The organism is Streptomyces paludis (assembly GCF_003344965.1).
Classification (GTDB): domain Bacteria; phylum Actinomycetota; class Actinomycetes; order Streptomycetales; family Streptomycetaceae; genus Streptomyces; species Streptomyces paludis.
This window is the reverse complement of record NZ_CP031194.1, coordinates 2,332,307-2,347,362: the sequence shown is the minus strand read 5'-3', so window position 1 is coordinate 2,347,362 and position 15,056 is coordinate 2,332,307. Positions and strand designations below refer to the sequence as shown.

Below are 15,056 nucleotides of genomic sequence, written 5' to 3'. Positions count from 1 at the left end.
TCAGTCGACCTTCTTCGCGGTCTCGATGGCCTGGGCCAGGTCCTCCAGGACCGGGGCGCACTTGTCGTAGGAGTAGATGGGCTCGGTGGTCCGGGGGATGACCTGTCCCGCCTTCACCGCGGGCAGCGTCTTCCAGGTCGGCTTGGACTTCAGCGCGCTGGGCTGGATGGCCGAGGTGCGGTTGTCCATCATGATGACGTCGGCGCCGTACTTGTCGGCGTTCTCCCAGCTCAGGCTCTCGAAGAAGCCCTGGGCGTCGACCTTCGGCTCGACGAACTTCACGCCGAGGCTCTGGAAGTAGCGGGTGTCGGGGGACACCTCCCCGGGGGAGACGTAGAACAGGTCCTGGCTGGCCGAGCCGATCAGCACCTTGATGCCGGGGTTGGCCTTGGCGGCCTGGCGCAGCCGCTCGGCGGCCTTCTCGAAGCGGGCCTTGGCGGCCTTGACCTTGGCCGTACCGAGGTCGCCGCCGAGGGACTCGGCCAGTTCGGCGTGGCGCTGGATCGCCTCGGGCATCGTCGTCTCGGCGGCCCACAGGGCGACGCTCGGGGCGAGCTTGAGGATCTTCGCCCGGGACGCGTCCGGCACGTACCAGAGCGCGTCCTTCGCCCACATCGCGGTCACCAGGAGATCCGGGGCGAGCGCCGCGTACTCCTCGACGTTGAACTCGCCCCAGACATTGCCGAGGATCTTGACCTTGCTGATGTCGAGGTCGCCGGCCTGGACATCGGGCTTGCCGTCGGCCGTCTTCGTCGGGCCGAAGACGCCCTTCACCGTCACGCCGTAGTCGTGCAGCGCGGCGGCCGTGCCGGTGAAGGCGACGATGGTCCGGGGGGTGCGGCTCGCCTTCGCGGTCACGCCGCGGTCGTCCTTGAAGGACCAGGGGCCCGATGCGTCGTCGGCGGCCTTGGCCGAATCCGATCCGCTCTTGGAGCCGCTGTCGCTGTCGCCGCCGCTGTCACTGCCGCAGGCGGCGAGCACGGCGCCGAGACCGGCGGCGCCGCCCGCGGCCAGCAGGCCGCGACGGGTGAGATGGGACACTCGGGTTTCGCGCATGGTGATCAGCTCTCTGGCGTACAGGTCAGATATCCGGCCGGTGGGCGGTTCGAGGGTAGGTTAGCCTAACCTCACCACTGCGCCCAGGGTGCCTCGGAACCGGACCTCCACCGGACCACCGCCGGGCCCCTCGCCCGCCCGGCGGCGGGCTTGCCGCCCGCTCAGCCGGCCAGCCCCAACTCCCTTGCGATCAGCATCCGCTGGACCTCGCTCGTCCCCTCTCCGATCTCCAGGATCTTGGAGTCGCGCCACATCCTCGCCACCGGATACTCATTCATGAAGCCGTAGCCGCCATGGATCTGGGTGGCGTCGCGCGCGTTGTCCACCGCGACCGTCGAGGAGTAGAGCTTCGCGATCGCCGCCTCCTTCTTGAACGGCTGACCGTGTGTGAGCCGGGAGGCCGCGTCCCGCCAGCCGATCCGCGCCATGTGCGCCCGGGTCTCCATGTCGGCGAGCTTGAACTGAATGGCCTGGTTGGCGCCGATCGGCCGGCCGAACGCGTGCCGCGCCTTCGCGTACGCCACGGACTCGTCCACACACCCCTGGGCGAGGCCGGTCGCCAGCGCGGAGATCGCGATCCGGCCCTCGTCGAGGATGCGCAGGAACTGGGCGTATCCGCGGCCCTCCTCGCCCAGCAGATTCGCCAGCGGGACCCGGACATCGGCGAAGGACAGCTCCCGGGTGTCCGACGCGTTCCACCCGACCTTGGAGTAGGGCGCGCCGACGGTGAAGCCCCGCGTGCCGGACGGCACGATGATCGAGGAGATCCGCGGCCGGCCGTCCTCCGTGCGGCCGGTGACGGCGGTGACCGTCACCAGACCGGTGATGTCCGTACCGGAGTTGGTGATGAAGCACTTGGTGCCGTTGATCACCCATTCGTCGCCGTCCCGCACGGCGGTCGTCCGGGTGCCGCCCGCGTCCGAGCCGCAGTCCGGCTCCGTCAGCCCGAACGCGCCGAGCCGCTCACCGGAGCAGAGGAGAGGCAGCCACGCGCGCTTCTGCTCCTCCGTGCCGAAGCGGTACACCGGCATGGCGCCGAGCGAGACCGCCGCCTCCAGGGTGATCGCCACCGAGGAGTCCACCCGGGCCAGCTCTTCGAGGGCGACCCCCAGGGCGAGATAGTCGCCGCCCATCCCGCCGTACTCCTCGGGGAACGGCAGCCCGAACAGCCCCATTCGTCCCATCTCGCGCACGATCTCGTACGGGAACTCGTGCCGCTCGTAGAAGTCGCCGATCTTGGGCGCGATCACATCGTGCGCGAACGCCTCGACGGTACGGCGCAGTTCTTCGTGTTCGGCGGAGAGCCGGTGGTCCAGCGACATGACGGTGCTCACTCCTCGGAGGACGGGGACTGCGCCTGCTCCGGCGACAGCGCGCGGACGGTACGGGACGGGCTGGGGCGGCCCAGCCGGCCGGCCAGCCAGCGGCTGGTGGCGGTGAGCCGGCCGAGATCGACCCCGGTGTCGATGCCGAGTCCGTCGAGCATCCACACGAGATCCTCGGTGGCGAGATTCCCTGTGGCGCTCTTCGCGAACGGGCAGCCGCCGAGGCCGCCGGCGGAGGCGTCCACGGTGGTCACCCCGTGCTGGAGCGCGACAAGGGTGTTGGCGAGGGCCTGGCCGTACGTGTCGTGGAAGTGCACCCCGATCGCGTCCACGGCCACGCCCCTCCCGGTCAGCTCGGTCAGCAGCGCCGCCACATGGCCGGGGGTGGCGACACCGATCGTGTCGCCGAGACTCAGCTCGTCGCAGCCGAGGTCCAGTAGCTCCTTGGCGACCTCGGCCACCCGGGCCACGGGCACCGCCCCTTCCCAGGGGTCGCCGAAGCACATGGAGAGATAGCCCCGGACATGGAGCCCCTCCGCCCGGGCCCGCGCGACGACCGGCGCGAACATGGCGAGCGATCCGGCCACGCTCCGGTTGAGATTGGCCCGCGCGAAGGACTCCGTGGCGCTGCCGAACACGGCGACCCGGCGAGCCCCGAGGGCGAGGGCCCGCTCCAGCCCCCGGGCGTTCGGCACGAGCACCGGCAGCGCGATGTCCGGCAGATCGCCCAGGAGCGGGAAGAGCCGCTCCGCGTCGGCCAGTTGGGGAACCCACTTGGGATGTACGAAGCTGGTCGCCTCGATGGTGGTCAGCCCTGCGCCGGCCAGCCGGTGGATGAACTCGGCCTTCACCTCGGTCGGTACGACGCTCTTCTCGTTCTGGAGCCCGTCACGCGCGCCCACTTCGTGGATCCGCACCCGGGCCGGCAGCCCGGGCAGGGCGACGGCCATGGGTAGCCCGCCGGCCGACGGTCCGGTCATGACGCCACCTCCCCGTGCGCTCCGGACGGTTCGGCTGACGGTTCGGCGGACAGGGCGGCGGGCGACGGGGTGACCGCCGGGGGCTCCGCCGGGGTGACGACGGCGAGCACCTGGTCCATGGCGACGGTGGCGCCGGGGGAGACATCCAGCTCCGTGACGGTGCCGGCGTGCGGCGCGGAGATGACGTGCTCCATCTTCATGGCCTCCACGACCAGCAGGCTCTGGCCGGCCGTCACCTCGTCCCCGACGGCCGCCTTCACGACCGTCACCGTCCCCGGCATGGGCGCGGTCAGCGCCCCGGCGCCGCCCGTCCCGGCCACCTCGCGCAGCGCCGCCTCGACGGGGTCGTGGTCCCGCACGTACCAGCTGTCGCCGTCCCTGCCGAGCCAGTCGCCCTCCGGGCCGCGCGCGTGGACGAAGGCATGGCTCACACCGTCGTACTCGACGCGCACCCGCGCCGTGTCCGTCCCGCCGGTGCTTCCGAGGGCGTCCCCGCCGGTGTCTCTGCCGGGGTCCCCGCCGGTGTCGAGGAGCCGGGCCGGGACCGGCGCGCCGCCGTCGAGCCGGACCGTCATGGTGCCGCCGGGCGCGCCGGCGCCCGCCGCCGCGCCGACGGCTTCGCGTACCCGTACGGACACCGGCTCCTGCCCCGCCACCCGCGCGTGGTGCGTGGTCCACGCGGGCTCGCCGCCCAGGCGCCAGCCGCTGGGCACGGAGAACGGATCCGTCCAGCCGGGACGGCCGCCACCGGCGCCATGGGCCGGCGCCAGCGCGCGCTGCCGCAGCAGCGCCGCCGCCGCATACACCTCGGGCGGCACCGCGTCCGGCACGAGCCCCGCCGCCTCGCGCTCCACCAGCCCCGTGTCCAGCTCGCCCGCGACCACCGCCGGATGGGCCAGCAGCCGCCGCATAAAACCGGCGTTGGTCGGGACGCCGAGGGTGACGGTCTCCGCGAGGGCCGCGCGGAGCCTGCGCAGGGCCGTCGGCCGGTCGGGGCCATGGGCGATGACCTTGGAGAGCATCGGGTCGTACAGGGAGCCGACCTCGGAGCCCTCGACGAGACCCGAGTCCGTCCGCACACCCGCGCCGCGCGGCTCGCGCAGCGTCAGCACCCTCCCGCCGGAGGGCAGAAAGCCCCGGGCGGGATCCTCGGCGTACAGCCGGGCCTCCACCGCGTGGCCGGTGAACGCGACGCCGTCCTGGGCGAAGGGCAGCTCCTCCCCGGCGGCCACCCGGAGCTGCCACTCCACCAGGTCCACGCCGGTGACCAGTTCGGTGACGGGGTGCTCGACCTGGAGGCGGGTGTTCATCTCCATGAAGAAGTAGGACGCGGGATCGCGGCCCGGGACGATGAACTCGACCGTCCCCGCCCCCGTGTACCCACAGGAGCGCGCCGCCCGCACCGCCGCCTCGCCCATCGCCGCCCGGGTCGCCCCGTCCAGCAGGACGGACGGCGCCTCCTCGATCACCTTCTGGTGGCGGCGCTGGAGCGAGCACTCGCGCTCGCCCAGATGCACCACGTTCCCCCGGGTGTCCGCCAGGATCTGGATCTCGATATGGCGCGGGCGGTCCACCCACCGCTCCACCAGCAGGGTGTCGTCCCCGAAGGAGGACCGGGCCTCGCGGCGGGCCGCCGCGATCTCCTCGGCGAGCAGGGACTCGGACCGCACCAGCCGCATGCCCTTGCCGCCACCGCCCGCCGAGGGCTTGAGCAGCACCGGCATCCCGATCTCCCCGGCCGCCGCGGCGAGTTGCCCGTCCGTCAGCCCACTGCCCGAGGAGCCCGGGACCACCGGCACCCCGGCCGCCCGTACCGTCTCCTTGGCCCGGATCTTGTCGCCCATCAGCTCGATGGCGGAGGCCGGCGGCCCGACGAAGACCAGCCCCGCGTCCGCGCAGGCGCGCGCGAAGGCCGCGTTCTCCGAGAGGAAGCCGTACCCCGGGTGCACCGCCTCCGCTCCCGTACGCGCCGCCGCGTCCAGCAGCCGGTCGATCGAGAGATAGCTCCCGGCGGCCGGCGCCGGGCCGATCCGCACCGCCGTGTCGGCCTCCCGCACATGCCGGGCGTCCGCGTCCGCGTCGCTGAAGACCGCGACGGAGCGGACCCCCAGCGCCCGCAGGGTGCGGATGACGCGGACCGCGATCTCACCGCGGTTGGCGACCAGAACCGTGTCGAACATTCCCGCCCTCACTCTCACATCCGGAAGACGCCGAAGCCGGGCTCGCCCAGCGGGGCGTTGGCGCACGCGGTCAGCGCCAGCCCCACCACCTGCCGGGTCTCCAGCGGGTCGATCACGCCGTCGTCCCAGAGCCGCGCGGTCGCGTAGTAGGCATTGCCCTGGGACTCGTACTGCGCGCGGATCGGCTCCTTGAAGGACTCCTCGTCCTCGGCCGGCCACTGCTCGCCGCGCCCCTCCAGCTGGTCGCGCTTGACCGTCGCGAGGACGGAGGCCGCCTGCTCGCCGCCCATCACCGAGATCTTGGCGTTGGGCCACATCCACAGGAAGCGGGGGGAGTAGGCCCGGCCGCACATCGAGTAGTTCCCCGCGCCGTACGACCCGCCGATCACGACCGTCAGCTTCGGCACCCGCGCGCAGGCCACCGCCGTGACCATCTTCGCGCCGTGCTTGGCGATACCGCCCGCCTCGTAGTCCCGGCCGACCATGAAGCCGGAGATGTTCTGGAGGAAGAGCAGCGGGATGCCGCGCTGGTCGCACAGCTCGATGAAGTGCGCGCCCTTCTGGGCCGATTCGGAGAACAGGATCCCGTTGTTCGCGACGATCCCGACCGGATGGCCGTGGATCCGCGCGAACCCGGTGACCAGGGTCGTGCCGAACTCGGCCTTGAACTCGGCGAACCGCGAGCCGTCCACCACCCGCGCGATCACCTCCCGGACGTCGTAGGGCGTACGGGGGTCGACCGGCACCGCGCCGTACAGCCCGGCCGGATCGGCCTTGGGCTCCTCGACCGGCTCGACGGACCACGGCGGCTCGCCGCGCGCCGGGAGCGTCGAGACGATGGTGCGGACGATCCGCAGCGCGTGCGCGTCGTCCTCCGCGAGATGGTCGGTGACCCCCGACGTACGGGAGTGGACCTCGCCGCCGCCCAGCTCCTCCGCCGTGACGACCTCGCCCGTCGCCGCCTTCACCAGCGGCGGCCCGCCCAGGAAGATCGTGCCCTGGCCGCGCACGATCACGGCCTCGTCGCTCATCGCCGGGACATACGCCCCGCCCGCCGTGCACGACCCGAGCACCGCCGCGATCTGCGGGATGCCCGCGCCGGACATCCGGGCCTGGTTGTAGAAGATCCGCCCGAAGTGGTCCCGGTCCGGGAAGACCTCGTCCTGCATCGGCAGGAAGGCGCCGCCGGAGTCCACCAGATACAGGCACGGCAGCCGGTTCTCCAGCGCGACCTCCTGGGCGCGCAGATGCTTCTTCACCGTCAGCGGGTAGTACGTGCCCCCCTTCACCGTGGCGTCATTGGCGACGATCACCGTCTCCCGGCCGCTCACCCGGCCGATCCCGGCGATCACCCCGGCGGCCGGCGCCGCCCCGCCGTACATCCCCTCCGCCGCGAGCGGCGCCAGCTCCAGGAAGGGCGAGCCCGGATCCAGCAGGGTGTCCACCCTGTCGCGCGGGAGGAGCTTCCCGCGCGCCGTGTGCCGGGCGCGGGCCTTCTCGCCGCCGCCGAGCCGCGCCGCCGCGAGCCGGCCGCGCAGCTCGGCGGTCAGCTCCTCGTGCGCCGCCTCGTTGGCCCGCCAGGCGTCGGACGCCGGATCGGCGGCGCTCGTCAGCACCGGTGCCTGCCGCATCGCGCTACCCCTCCCTCATCGGTCCCACACGGGTCCCGCATCGGTCTTGTCGGTCCAGCTCCACGGCCGCTCGTTAACGACCGCTAACTCGATTATGTCCAAGTTAACGACCGCTAACCGCCCTGTCTAGAATATTTCCCATGAGCACCCGGACCCCCGCCCCGACCCGCCGCGAACAGATCCTCAAGCAGGCCGCGCGCCTCTTCGCCGAGCGCGGGTTCCACGGCGTCGGTGTCGATGAGATAGGAGCGGCGGTCGGCATCAGCGGCCCCGGCCTCTACCGCCACTTCCCGGGCAAGGAGGCGATGCTCGCCGAGCTGCTCGTCGGCATCAGCAGCCGGCTGCTGGACGGCGGGCGGCTACGGGTCCGCGAGGCCGCCGCGGTCGCCTCCGCCGCCTCCGCCGGCGCGGACGGCGCCGCCGGTGATCCGTCGGCGCTGCTCGCCTCGCTGATCGACGGGCACATCGACTTCGCCCTCGACGACCGCCCGCTGATCACCCTCCACGACCGGGAGCTGGACCGGCTCAGGGAGAGCGACCGCAAGCTGGTGCGCCAGTTCCAGCGGCAGTACGTCGAGCTATGGGTCACGGTCGTACGGGAGCTGTACCCGCGCGTCCCGGAGACGGTGGCGCGCGGCGCCGTCCACGCCGTCTTCGGCCTGCTGAACTCCACCCCGCGCCTCGGCCGGCACGGCGGCCCGCCGGGCCGCGCCGCCACCGAGGCCCTGCTGCGCCGCCTGGCCCACGGCGCCTTCGCCGCGCTGGGCGACGAGGGCGCCGACGCGGCGGGCGAGGGGACATGGCCACTCCCGGCCGGATCCGGCCCGCGCCGACCGTAACCACCGGACCGTACGCCCGCGCCCGACCGTAACCGGGACGGCCGCACGGCTGCCGCGATCAGCCGCGGCCGCCCGGGATCAGGGAGCCTCGATCCGCGCCAGCTCGCGCGCCAGCGTCTCCACCGGCTGGAAGGTCACACCCAGCAGCGCCACATGCTTCCACCGCAGCGCCCCGTCCGGCCCGATCAGGAACACCGACCGCCGCACCCCGATCCCCGGAGCGGCCACCCCGAACGCCCGTGCGACCGCCCGGTCCGTATCGGCCAGCAGCGGAATCCGGAGGTTGTTCGCCCGCGCGAAGGACTCGTGGCTGTCCACGTCCTGCGGACTGATGCCCCAGACCTCCGCCCCGAGATCCGTGAAGGTCTCCAGCCCGCTGGAGTACGAGCACAACTGCTTGGTGCAGACGGCCGTGTTGTCGCCCGGATAGAACGCGATCACCAGCGGCAGACCGCGCCGCTCCGCCAGGCCGTAGTCCCGCCGTACGAAGGTCTCACCGTCGAGGACACCGCCCGGCAGGGTGAAGTCCTCCACCGTCCGGCCGAGTTCGGGTGATACTGCCACTGGTCACTCCCAAGCTGCGAGGAAGGTACGTACGTAGTACGTAGGGAAGTTCAGTGGACCACGCGGCCGTCGGCTCACTGAGAGCGGTAGACGTCCCGGCGGTTCCCAACGGCCAGCACCCATACGATCAGTTGACCGTTCTCGACCGTGTAGACAGCGCGGTGATCGCCCACCCTGAGCCGCCATCGGGCGCTGTGGCCCTGAAGTGCCTTGATGTCGAAGGCGCTGGTGTCCCCCGCGTCCAGGGCCTTCTGGAGCGCTGCGAGGCGCTGAAGGATCCGGATGGCGTCGGGGCGGGGAATCTTGAGCATGTCCCGCTGGGCATGCGGTGTGAACCGCGTGGTGTGTCCCACGGGTTCAGGCGGGGTGGGAGCGGAGCAGGTCGGCCATCTCCTCAAGGGAGACCGAGCCCGCCGTCCCCTCCGACTCCGCTTCGTCGGCCAGCTGGTTGAGCCAGGCTTCCTCGCTGTGCTCCGCGATCCGCCGCAGCCGCCGGTACTCGTCGATGTCGACCAGAACGGCTTCTTCCTTGCCGCGGCGCGTGATGACGGTGGGGGTGTCCTCCCGGCGTGCGCGGTCTATGGCGTCCGCCAGGTTGCTGCGGACCTCGGCCATGGATGCGGTCACCGGCTCATTCATGTAGTAAACGTAGCAGATGTACATCTGGTGCACCGGTTGGAGGCACCCGCTACGGCGTGCCCCCGGGCGGCACAATGGCCTCATGTCCATACCCAGCCGCGCCGCCCTCGTCGAGCACCTCGTCCGGACCCGTATCGCCGGAAACGTCGCCACTCCCCGCGACAACAACCTCTCCCACTACCGCAAGCTCGCCAACGGCGACCGCCACTACTGGCTGGGGCTGGAGCTGGGCGACCGGTGGCGGGACGAGCAGGACGTGCTGGCCGTGATGGCCGAGCGGTGCGGGGTGATCGACGATCCGGAGCACCGGGCCGGGCAGGACACCATCGACCCCGAGCTGACCGTCGACGCGCTGGAGCGGATGGCCGCCCGGCTGCGGAAGGCCGCGGCCGGCCGGGAGCGCGTGCTGTTCGCGACCGGGCACCCCGGCGGCCTGCTCGACGTCCACCGGCAGACCGCGGACGCCCTGCGGGCGGCGGGCTGCGAGATCGTACGGATTCCGGGCGGGCTCGTCGCGGACGAGGGCATGGTCTTCCAGTTCGCCGATGTCGCGGTGCTGGAGCGCGGCGCCACCCTCTGGCACACGCACTCGCCCGAGCCCATGCGCGCCATCCTGGACGGCCTGGAGCGCGACGGCCGGCCGCAGCCGGATCTCGTCGTCGCGGACCACGGCTGGGCCGGGTGCGCGGGCCAGCGCGGGCTGGACTCCATGGGCTACGCGGACTGCAACGACCCCGCGCTCTTCCTCGCGGAGGCCGAGGGCACGCTCCAGGTGACGGTCCCGCTGGACGACCATGTAACGGACCCGCGTTTCTACGACCCGATGACCGCGTATCTGCTCAATGAGGCGGACCTCATCTGAGGGATCTCCGAAGGGGCCGGGCGACCGGCGCCCCGTGCGTGCCCGGTCAGCCACGCGGTACGCGGACGACGCCCTCCTGGATCACCGTGACGGCCAGCCCGCCGTACCGCGTGAAGATCCGCGCCTGGCCGAGTCCGCGTCCTCCGTAGGAGGACGGCGATTCCTGGTCGTAGAGCAGCCACTCGTCCGCCCGGAACGGCCGGTGGAACCACATCGCGTGGTCCAGGCTCGCGCCCACCACGTCCCCGACCGCCCAGCCGCCCCGCCCATGAGCCAGTAGCACCGAGTCCAGCAGCGTCATGTCGGAGACGTACGTCACCAGACAGGCGTGCAGCAGCGGGTCGTCCGCCAGCTTCCCGGCCGTACGGAACCACACCTGGGAGCGCGGCTCGCGCGGTTCCCCGACCCGGGCGTACGGCGGCGGGTCCACGTAGCGCAGATCGATCGCGGCGCGCGCCCGCAGCAGCCGTGCCGGTATGTCCGGATCTTCGAACCGGTCGGTGTACCAGGACATCATGTCCTCGTCCGTCCGCAGCGTCTCCGGATCGGGCGCCGCCGGCATCTCCACCTGGTGTTCGAGTCCTTCCTCGTACACCTGGAAGGACGCCGAGAGATGGAAGACCGGCTCACCGTGCTGGACGGCGACGACCCGCCGTGTGGTGAAGGAGCGCCCGTCCCTGATCCGGTCGACGGTGTAGACGATCGGCTCGCCCGGATCGCCCGCTCGCAGGAAGTACGCGTGCAGGGAGTGCGGCGTCCGGTCCGCCGATACGGTACGGCCCGCGGCCACCAGCGCCTGCGCGGCGACCTGCCCGCCGAAGACACGCGGGATGACGGAGGCATGGCTCCGGCCGCGGAAGATGTTCTCCTCGACCCGCTCCAGATCGAGCAGGTCGAGGAGGTTCGCGAGCGCGGCGGGGCCGGCGTCGGAGGACATGGGCGGCTCGGCTTCCGGACGCCCTTCTACAGCCCCATCGACTTCGCGATGATCATCTTCATGACCTCGCTGGTGCCGCCGTAGATCCGGTTGACCCGGTTGTCCGCGTACAGCCGCGCGATCGGGTACTCGTTCATGTAGCCGTATCCGCCGTGCAGCTGGAGGCACTTGTCGATGACGCGGTGCGCGACCTCCGTGGTGAACAGCTTCGCGGAGGCGGCCTCGGCGGCCGTCAGCTCGCCCAGGTCGTGCGCCTCCAGCGCGCGGTCCACGACGGCCTCGGCCGCGTCCACCTCCGCCTTGCAGGCGGCCAGCTCGAACTTGGTGTTCTGGAAGGACGCGACGCTCTGCCCGAAGACCGTCCGCTCCTTCACATACGCCTGCGCGAACCGCACCGCCGCCGCGGCCTGGGCGTACGCGCCGACGGCGATGCCCAGACGCTCCTGCGGCAGATTCTGGCCCAGGTAGGAGAAGCCCTTGTTCTCCTCGCCGAGCAGGTCCCCCACGGGGACCTTGACGTCCGTGAACGACAGCTCGGCGGTGTCCGAGGTCCGCAGCCCGAGCTTGTCGAGCTTGCGCCCGACCGCGTACCCCTCGGCCTTCGTGTCCACGACCAGCAGCGAGATCCCGAACCGGCGGTCCTCCGCCGTCGCCGGGGCGGTGCGCGCGCAGACGATGACGCGGTCCGCGTGGACGCCGCCGGTGATGAACGTCTTCGCGCCGTTCAGCACGTAGTGCGTACCGTCCTCGGACAGCTTCGCCGTCGTCTTCATCCCGGCCAGGTCGGAGCCGGTGCCCGGCTCGGTCATGGCGATCGCGTACATCGTGCGGCCCGTGACGAAGTCCGGCAGCCAGCGCTTCTTCTGTTCGTCCGTGGCGTACGCCTTCAGATACGGCAGGCAGAGCGCGACATGGACGCCCGAGCCGCCGAAGGAGACACCCGCGCGGGCCGTCTCCTCGGACATGATCGCCTGGAACTTGAACGACTCCTCGCCCGCCCCGCCGTACTCCTCGGGCACCTCTATCCCGAAGATCCCCAGCTCACCGAGGGTGTGGTAGAACTCGCGGGGCGCCTGTCCAGCCGCGTTCCACTCGTCGTGCACGGGGACGACCTCGGCCTCGATGAAGGCGCGGATGGTCTCCCGGAACGCCTCGTGGTCCTCGTTGTAAACGGTACGGCGCACGGTCGCCTCCCTTTCTGCGGCTGATGGGGTTCACAGGGCTAAGCGCTTGCTCAGTCCTCGCCAAGTTACCCGGCGGTTCGTCCGAGTGTCCAGAGGTTCCGGGCACCCGGACCGGATCACCCGGCCGGCTCCAGAGTGGCCGGGGCCCCTTCGGGGCACGCGGCGATGGCGGCCTGTCGCTCGACGGCGTCCGCCCCCTTCTCTTTCGCGTCGTCGGCCCCGGTACGGCGGTTGGCGCAGGACAGCACCCCGGAGCCGGTGGACTCCCAGGTCACCACGTGACCGACCGAGCCGGAGCGGTCGCCGCTCTTCGGGGCGCAGGGGTGAGTGAAGTCGGCCGTCACCAGCGAGACCCACTTCCAGGCGTAGTAGTCGCCCGCCGGCAGCCCGGTGGCGGCCTCGAACCGGACCGGCTCCTCCTGCACCGGCCCCTCGTCGGGCCCGGCGAGCGGCTCGTCGGTCTTGAGGTACGCGCTGAGCGCGGTGATCACCTCGGCCGCCGAACGCCCCTGGGACGTGCCGGTGACGGCCGGCTTGTAGCGCTCCTCGACGGGCAGGATGTCGACCGCCAGGAAATCGCCACCGGAATGATGGACGGGCTCGCTGACCCCGGTCAGCTTCGCCTCGTGCCGCACGTTGCTCCATACAAAGGACCCGCCCGAGCCCGCCGTGCCCCCGGAACAAGCCGACGAACCGGCGCTCTTCGAGTCCCCGTCGGCCTCCTTCGAAGCGGTACAGCCCGAGGCCCCGAGCAGTGCGGCGAAGACGACAAAGACAGCAACGACAGGCGCGGAACGGCGCATGGTGACCCCCCGAGTCGAGTGACAAACGCCCCTGAGGACGCAATCTCAAAAGACGCCACCGGCGGGCATTCCGTTCCCGTCGCCGCTTCGGCCTCCGTACGGGCGCCCGGAACTCGTGGAATGGTGCCCGCGTACGATCACGCGGGGATCATCGGGTCCCGACGGATCGCGGCCGGCCGGGAGGGCGGCGCAGGAAGGGCAGTGGCGTACATGCACGACCATGACCACGACATTCCGCCTTTCACCGCGGAACAGACCGCCGCCGCGCTCAATCCTCCGCCGGGGCGCACCGGGGGTGATCTTGTCGTCGAGACGCTGTACGGGCTCGGCGCCACCACCGTCTTCGGGCCGCCGGGGCTCCCCGGACAGCACGGACAGCTCGACTACGTCGGTCTGAGCGTCGAGAGCAACGCGGGGTTCGCCGCCGACGGGTACGGGCGGGTGACCGGTGAGGCCGCCACGTTGCTGCTCTCCGGTGGGCCCGGTGCGCTCGCCTCGCTTGCCGCGCTTCAGGAGGCGGCCGCGGCCTCGGCGCCCGTGGTCGCCGTCTCCTGGCAGGTCCCGGCGGCCGGGCCCGGGGGCGGGCGCCGTGGGTATGCGCGCGAACTCCGTGATCAGCAGGCGTGCTTCCGCGAGGTCGTGAAGTCCGTGCATCCGGTCCGTACCGCCTCCCAGATCCCGTCCGCGGTCGCCGCCGCCTGGGAGTCCGCGCTCACCGCGCCGTACGGGCCGGTCTGGGTGGAGATCCCGGGGGACGTCCTGCTCGCGGAGACCACGCTGCCGCCGGTGACCGCGGTGGACGCCACCCCGCGCGAGCTGCCGCCGCGCCCCGAGCTGACCGCCGTCGCCGCGCACGCGCTGTCCCACGCCGAGCGTCCGGTGATCATCGCGGGCGGCGGGGTGGTACGGGCCGACGCGGCCGGCAAGCTCCGCGCGCTAGCCGAGAAGCTGGACGCGCCCGTTGTCACCACCTTCGGTGGTAAGGGCGCGTTCCCCTGGGAGCATCCGCTCTCGCTCCAGTCCTGGCTGGAGGACCGGCACACCACCGACTTCCTGGCGGACGCCGACGTTCTGCTGGTGGTCGGCTCGGGCCTGGGCGAACTCTCCTCGAACCACCACACCTTCCGCCCGCGCGGCCGGGTGATCCAGATCGAGGCGGACCTCGGCAAGCTGGAGTCCAACCACCCGGCGCTCGGCATCCACGCCGACGCGCGGGCCGCGCTCTCCGCGCTGCTGGACTCGGTGACGGAGCGCCGCGACCCGGCCGCGGCCGGATCGGTCCGTACGGTCCTCGCGAAGGTACGGGAGCGGATCGCGGCCCAGGACCTGGGGCTCGAACAGCGAGTGCTGGCCGCGGTGCGCGAGGCGCTGCCCGCCACCGCCGACAGCTTCTGGGACATGACGCCCCTCGCCCACTGGGCCTGGTCCGCCTGGCCGGGACCGATGCACTCCGGGCAGGGCGCCGGCGGCCTCGGCTACGGCTTCCCCGCCGCGCTCGGCGCCGCCGCGGCCGACCGTACGAAACCGGTCCTCGCCGTCTCGGGCGACGACGGCGCGCTGTACTCGCTCGCGGAACTGGCCACCGCCCGCCGGTACGGCCTGCCGGTGACCTGGCTGATCGTCGACGGCGGCGGCCACGGTACGGACGGCGGCCACATGGACGGCGGTCACGGTACGGGCGGCCACGGTACGGAGGGGCTGGCCGGCCCCGACTTCGTCGCCCTCGCCGAGTCCTTCGGCGTCCCGGCCGTCCGTACGGACCCGGAGACGCTCCGTGAGGATCTGGCCAAGGCGCTGGCCGCGCCCGGGCCGTCGGTCGTCGTCCTTCCGGCGCGGCTCGAAATGTTCCTTCCGACACATCTGTCCGACCGGTGACCGGCCGCTGACCAGCCCCTGAGCGCGGTCCGACGGGCGCCGGGCCGGTACGGATTTCGTCATGTGTTCAGCGCCATACAACCTTCCGACCGTCCCATGCATCATGTGTTCGAGTGCGGCATGGAAGGCGCACCCGTACTCAAGTACCGATCGAGTGGCGTATCGCGTACGCACTCGCACA

General features: G+C 72.0%; 14 protein-coding genes. 3 read left to right on the top strand and 11 right to left on the bottom strand.

All coding sequences use genetic code 11. The features are described 5' to 3' along the window. The 5 genes from DVK44_RS10025 to DVK44_RS10005 form a co-directional block, all read right to left on the bottom strand. Entirely contained in the window at positions 1–1,056 is a 1,056-nt protein-coding gene (locus DVK44_RS10025; protein WP_114659354.1) for an ABC transporter substrate-binding protein, read from the bottom strand. A gap of 161 nt (positions 1,057–1,217) precedes the next feature. Next, a complete protein-coding gene (locus DVK44_RS10020) occupies positions 1,218–2,378 on the bottom strand; it encodes an acyl-CoA dehydrogenase family protein (protein WP_114659353.1) in 1,161 nt (386 codons plus the stop codon). Positions 2,379–2,386: 8 nt separating this feature from the next. Beyond that, the gene (locus tag DVK44_RS10015; RefSeq protein ID WP_114659352.1) at positions 2,387–3,361 is read right to left on the bottom strand and encodes a hydroxymethylglutaryl-CoA lyase; all 975 of its coding nucleotides are present in this window, start codon (positions 3,359–3,361) and stop codon (positions 2,387–2,389) included. Beyond that, positions 3,358–5,541, bottom strand: a complete 2,184-nt coding sequence (locus tag DVK44_RS10010) for an acetyl/propionyl/methylcrotonyl-CoA carboxylase subunit alpha (RefSeq protein ID WP_114659351.1) — start codon at positions 5,539–5,541, stop codon at positions 3,358–3,360. The genes DVK44_RS10015 and DVK44_RS10010 overlap by 4 nt, the downstream gene beginning before the upstream one ends. Before the next feature lie 14 nt (positions 5,542–5,555). Further along, positions 5,556–7,172 carry a carboxyl transferase domain-containing protein gene (locus DVK44_RS10005; protein ID WP_114659350.1) on the bottom strand — a complete coding sequence of 539 codons (1,617 nt, stop codon included), beginning with the start codon at positions 7,170–7,172 and terminating at the stop codon, positions 5,556–5,558. A gap of 140 nt (positions 7,173–7,312) precedes the next feature. On the opposite strand from DVK44_RS10005, the gene DVK44_RS10000 reads away from it, so the two are divergent. Then, a complete protein-coding gene (locus DVK44_RS10000) occupies positions 7,313–8,011 on the top strand; it encodes an SACE_7040 family transcriptional regulator (protein ID WP_114659349.1) in 699 nt (232 codons plus the stop codon). Between the two features lie 78 nt (positions 8,012–8,089). Here DVK44_RS10000 and DVK44_RS09995 read toward each other — a convergent pair whose 3' ends face one another. The 3 genes from DVK44_RS09995 to DVK44_RS09985 all read right to left on the bottom strand — a co-directional run bounded on the left by DVK44_RS09995 (position 8,090) and on the right by DVK44_RS09985 (position 9,214). Beyond that, positions 8,090–8,575, bottom strand: coding sequence for a peroxiredoxin (locus DVK44_RS09995; protein WP_114659348.1), 486 nt, complete (start codon positions 8,573–8,575; stop codon positions 8,090–8,092). A 74-nt stretch (positions 8,576–8,649) separates the two neighbouring features. Then, the gene (locus tag DVK44_RS09990; RefSeq protein ID WP_114659347.1) at positions 8,650–8,928 is read right to left on the bottom strand and encodes a type II toxin-antitoxin system RelE family toxin; all 279 of its coding nucleotides are present in this window, start codon (positions 8,926–8,928) and stop codon (positions 8,650–8,652) included. Between the two features lie 4 nt (positions 8,929–8,932). Next, positions 8,933–9,214 carry a type II toxin-antitoxin system Phd/YefM family antitoxin gene (locus DVK44_RS09985; protein WP_228447068.1) on the bottom strand — a complete coding sequence of 94 codons (282 nt, stop codon included), beginning with the start codon at positions 9,212–9,214 and terminating at the stop codon, positions 8,933–8,935. An 82-nt stretch (positions 9,215–9,296) separates the two neighbouring features. Here DVK44_RS09985 and DVK44_RS09980 point away from each other — a divergent pair, with 82 nt between their 5' ends. After that, positions 9,297–10,076: a phosphatase gene (locus DVK44_RS09980; RefSeq protein WP_114659346.1), complete on the top strand. Its 780-nt coding sequence runs from the start codon at positions 9,297–9,299 to the stop codon at positions 10,074–10,076. Between the two features lie 46 nt (positions 10,077–10,122). Here DVK44_RS09980 and DVK44_RS09975 read toward each other — a convergent pair whose 3' ends face one another. From DVK44_RS09975 to DVK44_RS09965, 3 genes are all read right to left on the bottom strand, one after another. After that, positions 10,123–11,013, bottom strand: a complete 891-nt coding sequence (locus DVK44_RS09975) for an acyl-CoA thioesterase (protein WP_114659345.1) — start codon at positions 11,011–11,013, stop codon at positions 10,123–10,125. A 26-nt stretch (positions 11,014–11,039) separates the two neighbouring features. After that, on the bottom strand, positions 11,040–12,197 hold the full coding sequence (locus DVK44_RS09970; protein ID WP_114659344.1) for an acyl-CoA dehydrogenase family protein: 1,158 nt from the start codon (positions 12,195–12,197) through the stop codon (positions 11,040–11,042). 116 nt (positions 12,198–12,313) lie between these two features. Then, complete coding sequence (locus DVK44_RS09965; protein WP_162793760.1) at positions 12,314–13,000, bottom strand: hypothetical protein; 687 nt, start codon at positions 12,998–13,000, stop codon at positions 12,314–12,316. Positions 13,001–13,210: 210 nt separating this feature from the next. Between DVK44_RS09965 and DVK44_RS09960 the strand changes: the two genes are divergently transcribed. Then, positions 13,211–14,875: a thiamine pyrophosphate-binding protein gene (locus DVK44_RS09960; protein WP_114665029.1), complete on the top strand. Its 1,665-nt coding sequence runs from the start codon at positions 13,211–13,213 to the stop codon at positions 14,873–14,875. The last annotated feature ends 181 nt before the right edge of the window (positions 14,876–15,056 follow it).